The organism is Moorena sp. SIO3H5, assembly GCF_010692395.1.
GTDB lineage: Bacteria > Cyanobacteriota > Cyanobacteriia > Cyanobacteriales > Coleofasciculaceae > Moorena.
On sequence record NZ_JAAHHS010000479.1, the window covers coordinates 1 to 5,376 of the forward strand.

The 5,376-nt window shown below is 43.0% G+C and carries 6 protein-coding genes; 3 read left to right on the forward strand and 3 right to left on the reverse strand.

Going from position 1 to position 5,376, the window contains the following annotated elements:
- Window positions 1–150: 150 nt before the first annotated feature.
- Window positions 151–822, reverse strand: coding sequence for a lipoyl(octanoyl) transferase LipB (lipB, locus tag F6K52_RS31690; protein ID WP_293088279.1), 672 nt, complete (start codon window positions 820–822; stop codon window positions 151–153).
- Between the two features lie 173 nt (window positions 823–995).
- Here lipB and raiA point away from each other — a divergent pair, with 173 nt between their 5' ends.
- The 3 genes from raiA to F6K52_RS31705 all read left to right on the forward strand — a co-directional run bounded on the left by raiA (window position 996) and on the right by F6K52_RS31705 (window position 3,845).
- Window positions 996–1,643 carry a ribosome-associated translation inhibitor RaiA gene (raiA, locus tag F6K52_RS31695; RefSeq protein WP_293088282.1) on the forward strand — a complete coding sequence of 216 codons (648 nt, stop codon included), beginning with the start codon at window positions 996–998 and terminating at the stop codon, window positions 1,641–1,643.
- Between the two features lie 637 nt (window positions 1,644–2,280).
- Window positions 2,281–3,057 carry a DUF2993 domain-containing protein gene (locus F6K52_RS31700; protein WP_293088285.1) on the forward strand — a complete coding sequence of 259 codons (777 nt, stop codon included), beginning with the start codon at window positions 2,281–2,283 and terminating at the stop codon, window positions 3,055–3,057.
- Between the two features lie 146 nt (window positions 3,058–3,203).
- Window positions 3,204–3,845: a GerMN domain-containing protein gene (locus tag F6K52_RS31705; RefSeq protein ID WP_293088287.1), complete on the forward strand. Its 642-nt coding sequence runs from the start codon at window positions 3,204–3,206 to the stop codon at window positions 3,843–3,845.
- Window positions 3,846–4,030: 185 nt separating this feature from the next.
- Here the strand turns inward: F6K52_RS31705 and accB are convergent, their stop codons facing one another.
- The gene (gene accB, locus F6K52_RS31710) at window positions 4,031–4,516 is read right to left on the reverse strand and encodes an acetyl-CoA carboxylase biotin carboxyl carrier protein (RefSeq protein ID WP_293088290.1); all 486 of its coding nucleotides are present in this window, start codon (window positions 4,514–4,516) and stop codon (window positions 4,031–4,033) included.
- A 146-nt stretch (window positions 4,517–4,662) separates the two neighbouring features.
- Window positions 4,663–5,220, reverse strand: a complete 558-nt coding sequence (efp, locus tag F6K52_RS31715; RefSeq protein ID WP_293088294.1) for an elongation factor P — start codon at window positions 5,218–5,220, stop codon at window positions 4,663–4,665.
- Window positions 5,221–5,376: the final 156 nt, after the last annotated feature.

The window sequence follows — 5,376 nt, forward strand, 5'->3', positions numbered from 1 at the left end:
TTAAAAAAATCACCAGTTGTGGAGACAGCTGGTGATTTTTTTAATAAAAATTTAATAAAAATCAACAAATATACGGTGGAAAGAGGCAATACCATTACCCTAAAACCAGGATGTGTTTGTAGCAGGACTTTAGCTATTTGGTATCAGCGTTCATCCCCTTTCCCCTTGGTTGATCAGTTGCACGCCAAAAACCTCAGCAAATTTACCACACAGATCTAACCTTACCTGTTCCACACTAAGATCCGGAATAAACTGAGCTAGACTACCCACCGGTTTATCCGCAATGCCGCAGGGAACGATATGATTAAAACCTGCAAGGTCAGGACAGACATTCAAAGCAAAGCCATGCATGGTAATCCAGCGCTTCACCTTAATGCCAATGGCAGCAACTTTACATCCTTCTAGCCAGACACCAGTCATCCCAGCCACCCGCTCACCCTTTAGTCCATAGACAGCCAATACCTGAATCAAAACTTCCTCCAGCTGTCTGAGGTACCAGTGTAAATCTTGGCGATAATACCGGAGATTGAGAATCGGGTAACCTACCAGCTGTCCAGGACAGTGGTAGGTCACTTCACCACCACGCTCTATCCGATGCACCTCCGAGTTAACCTGATTGGGATCGAATTTGAGAAAGTCAATATTCGACCCTGTTCCTAGGGTGTAAACTGGTGGATGCTCCAGCAACAGGAGAATATCATCCAAACTGGAATCTTGGAGCCGTTGACTAACTAGCGATCGCTGTTGCTCCCAAGCCACTGTGTAAGGGACTAAGCCTTGATGACTAATTAAACATTTACGCACAATCCTTAATTGTCTCATACTTTATGCCCTATTTTATCAATGTCAACGAATGCAAAGGAATTTAAAGAGAAATCAAGAGTTGATGTTCTCTAGAATACAAAGTGATAGGGTAAGAGTATGAACCAATAGCAGATCTCCCCAACCTCCACTGCTATTGTCAAGCGCAAACGTTACGAGATGGAGTAGTCAGTATGAAGCTTGTTATCCAAGGTAAAAACATCGATATCACCGATGCAATTCGTGACTATGTACATCAAAAAATAGAAAAGGCGGTCAATCATTTTCAAAACATTACTAATCAGGTAGATATAAATCTATCGGTGGCTCGTAATCCTCGGATAAACCCTAAACAGACAGCTGAAGTAACCATTTATGCCAATAAGACAGTGATTCGTGCCCAAGAGGGGACTGAAAACTTGTATGCCAGCATTGATCTGGTGGCTGATAAGATTCATCGTCAACTGCGCAAATATAAGGAGAAGCTGCAATCCCAGAAAACCCGTAATCAGGCTAAGACAGAGGTAATACTAGAAGAAGAATCGGTGCCAGTTGATCTGATTAGCGATCGCACTCCTGAGCTACCCGAAGAAGTGGTGCGTATGAAGTATTTTGCCATGCCGCCAATGACTGTAGACGAAGCCTTGGAACAACTAGAGCTAGTAGACCACGATTTTTATATGTTCCGGAACATTAAAAGCGGGGAGATTAATGTAATCTATGAACGCAATCATGGGGGATATGGAGTAATCCAGCCCCGTAATGGCAATGGTAAAACTCACCACACTAACGGTAACGGTAAGATACCTCAAAGCCTTAGTGCTGCCGCAGGATTCTTATAAAAACTCTGTGGAAGGTTAAAGGTTGACCGTTGACCGTTGACCGTTAACCAGAGTTAACAAAATCTTATAAAAGCTCCACACCATCTTAAAAGCTTGGTGTGGGGTTGTTTGGTATCAAAATTTATGCCTGACGTTATGGTGTTTCCATTGAAATTGGAATTGTGAGAAGGAAAACCAAGGAAAACCAGTGTTCATCCCGTGCTCTTAGCACAGGGTTGGTCAACTGGGTTTTGGGATAAGATTAAGAGGGAATTTTATGGTAAGTACCTGGATATAAATAAACAGGTCTTACGCCACCAACCTGGTTATTGACGGTAATTACACCGATTTCAGCCTTTGATGTATAGCGATGCAGTGGCCTCATGGGGTTTCCCCCCACTGGCGCTTTGCATGGGTGACAACCAAAAACCAGGGTTTAAGGGTCTTAGTGCGTAAGTCCTGATTAAGTTAACTATCTTAAGAATTGTGTAAGATGTGTGAAGGCATTGAATTCCCTTCTCTTGCCTGATAGGCAAGTTTATCGTTCCCAAGTCTTAACAGTTAACTTTAATTTTGTTCTACTACTTACACCTACCACTTCTCCCTTAACTCCCCTCCTTGCCTCACCTCACTTTTAACGTTCTGCCTTTTTTTTTTCATGGAATTTTTGACCATATTCCTATCAGGCTTAATCACTGTCATTTCTGGGGTGGGTTTCATCCTCGACAAGGTGATCGAAAGCAATATCCGCTCCCAGCTTTCCCAGGTCGAGCAATTGCAAGTCCGAGTTAACAACACTCCCAATTATCAAATTTTGCCAGGCAAAGTAGACCAGGTTTTAATTGCTGGTAAGGGGTTATGGCTGACGCCAGATATCCGGATTGGTCTGTTGGAATTAGAAACTGATCCGATTGACCTTGATATAGAGAAGATCCGTAAAGGTGGTAAAGACTCACTAGCGAACTCTCTGAGGCAACCGCTACAAGCTGGAGTGCGTCTAGTTTTAACCGAGTCAGATATTAACCAAGCTCTAGAGTCGCCGGAAGTTAGAGAACAATTAAACGATTTGATCAATGCTGTGATCAGTCGTGGCAGTAGGCGTTATCAACTACTGAATTCACAAGTAAACTTCCTAGATAACAACCGTATTTATTTACAAGTGACATTACAGCAAGGAGATAATCAACCCCTAGAGATTATCTTAAACTCCGGTGTGGCCATCCTGAACGGGAAAAGCATACAGCTAATTGAACCAAAGTTGTCGGTTGATGGGAACCCACTGCCTCCTCAGGTAATCAAATTATTTGTTGGTAGTCTTAGCCAGCGCTTAAATCTCAGCAATATTGAAGATGAAGGCATTACAGCCCGAATCTTACAATTCCAGTTAAATCCTAGTGAATTAGAATTAGCAGCATTTGTGCGGATCAAGGAGTAAACCGTGTTAAGTATAAAATATGAAAGATGAAGGATGAAATATCAAGCATGAAGTATCAAAAAATCAATTGGGTTTCGTAGCACTAATCAGATCTGATCACAGCCAATCAAATTACCGTAAATCAACCTTTTGATTAATCAGTTATTATGCATGACCAACAAGACGATCGTGGTATTCCTCTCGGTGTGATTGCCAGTATTTCCATCCTAGTCTTAGCAGCAGCAGGTGGAGGTAGCTGGTGGGCATGGCGTTCACAGCAATCTTCTCCAGAAGTGCCTGTGACAACAACTACACCCGAGTCATCTACACCCAAGTCATCTCAGACTATACAACCCACAACTGACAAACCCTCAACTAAGGAAAAAATTCAGGTCTATTGGCTCAATGATGTTGATAATAAAATTGTTTTAATTCCCAGTCCAATTCCCTTAAATAATAAGACCCTTAACAAAGGTGAGATCTTAGAGAGCGCATTCAACACTTTATTGGCTGGGCCGACCAATGGCACATTTACGACCACTATTCCCCAAGGTACAAAACTACGGCGTGTTTCTCTCAAAAATGATGGTGTTCATGTAGACTTGTCCCGGGAATTTACCGTTGGTGGGGGCAGTAGCTCCATGAGCGGTCGTCTGGCGCAAGTTGTTTATACAGCAACCAGTCTCGACCCCAATACTCAAGTCTGGATTGAGGTAGATGGGAAACAACTAGAGGTTTTAGGTGGAGAAGGCTTAATGCTTGATCAACCACTGACTCGCCAAGATGTCGATCAAAACTTCCCACTCTAGAGGTTTCCCAGGTTAGACTTCTTTGAGCAGTTGCTCACTAGCGTTGGATGAAAATTTTTCAACCGACGCTGCAGCAAATAAATATACGTTGGCAGACCCCTAATTCGCATGCCCAGCAAACCTATTTTCGCTTCTAGCAGCTATTATATGCTTGACATCTGTCAAACCTATCTAAAGAGTAATCCTTAGTCAGGTTTAATCCGCATTAGTGCTTGACCATATTCTATTGGTTCTCCATTTTTCACCAAAATTTCCATGACTTGTCCAGTCACTTCTGCTTCAATTTCATTCATCAGCTTCATAGCTTCAATAATACAAACAGTTTGACCAGCACTAATGCGTTCCCCTACCTCCACAAAGGGGTCTTCATCAGGAGCAGGAGAACGGTAAAATGTCCCGACCATGGGTGACTTAATTTCCTCCCACTTTTGATCTACCCCTGGTGGAGGTACTGGTGGTTCTGATTTTGCTACTGGTGTTGGGGCTGGCTCTACCGGGCCTGGAGTGATTTGATAAGGAGTGCTATGTCCACCGGAATCACTGGTAGGGGTGATACTGACCCCTTTACGCACTGTGAGTTCAAAATCATCACTCTTGAGGGTCAGTTCTGTAATATCGGTTTCAGCAATAGCAGCTAGGAAATCACGAAGTTGATTGATGTCTAATGCCACAATTTTAAAAAAAAGGTTAGGGTCTTGGAGCTAAAGGCTAAGGGTGAAGGTTTTTTTGCATTATTTTGCCTTAGTAGTCAGGTGAGTCCATTATCTTGATTGCCATGATCTATTTAAGGGCATCAAAATAAAGGCATCAAAACAATTTACTCACGACCAAGGTAAGAATCATTACGGGTATCGATTTTAATGCGCTCTCCTATGGAAATAAATAGAGGAACCATCACCTGAGCTCCCGTTGAAACAATGGCTGGTTTGGTACCACCAGTAGCGGTATCACCTTTAACACCAGGATCGGTATCTACTACTTCCAAAACTACAGAATTGGGCAGTTCTACTTCTAGAATCTGCTCATTCCAGAAGAGGATGTTCACTTCCATTTCTTCATTGAGATACTTGCAGCGATCGCCAATCTGGGCTTGACTCAGGCGAGATTCCTCAAAGGTTTCCATATCCATGAAGACAAAGTCATCGCCCTCTTTGTAGGTATGCTGCATAGGACGTTTTTCCAGGTTTGCCTGGGGTACTGTTTCCCCAGCCCGGAAGGTTTTCTCGACAACATTCCCTGTCTGGACATTTTTTAGTTTGGTACGAACAAAGGCGGAACCTTTTCCAGGCTTGACGTGGAGAAATTCCACCACCCGCCATACGGATCCATCTAACTCAATGGAGACACCGGTGCGAAAGTCGTTACTAGAAATCATTAACCTGCTAACTCGGGCAGAACAATCGGCATCTTATTTTACCCTTGAGAGGTTGAAGGTTGAAAGTTGCACTTTAGAGGTTAACGTAAAGATTTGTGCCAAATTTGTGCCAAAGTTGTGCAGGAAGTGACTTGCCAACCCTAAACTAACCGAAGC

Bases quoted from the DNA above. Each gene is read 5' to 3' on its own strand.
- lipB (WP_293088279.1), bottom strand. From the start codon at position 822: ATGAGACAATTAAGGATTGTGCGTAAATGTTTAATTAGTCATCAAGGC.
- raiA (WP_293088282.1), top strand. From the start codon at position 996: ATGAAGCTTGTTATCCAAGGTAAAAACATCGATATCACCGATGCAATT.
- F6K52_RS31700 (WP_293088285.1), top strand. From the start codon at position 2,281: ATGGAATTTTTGACCATATTCCTATCAGGCTTAATCACTGTCATTTCT.
- F6K52_RS31705 (WP_293088287.1), top strand. From the start codon at position 3,204: ATGCATGACCAACAAGACGATCGTGGTATTCCTCTCGGTGTGATTGCC.
- efp (WP_293088294.1), bottom strand. From the start codon at position 5,220: ATGATTTCTAGTAACGACTTTCGCACCGGTGTCTCCATTGAGTTAGAT.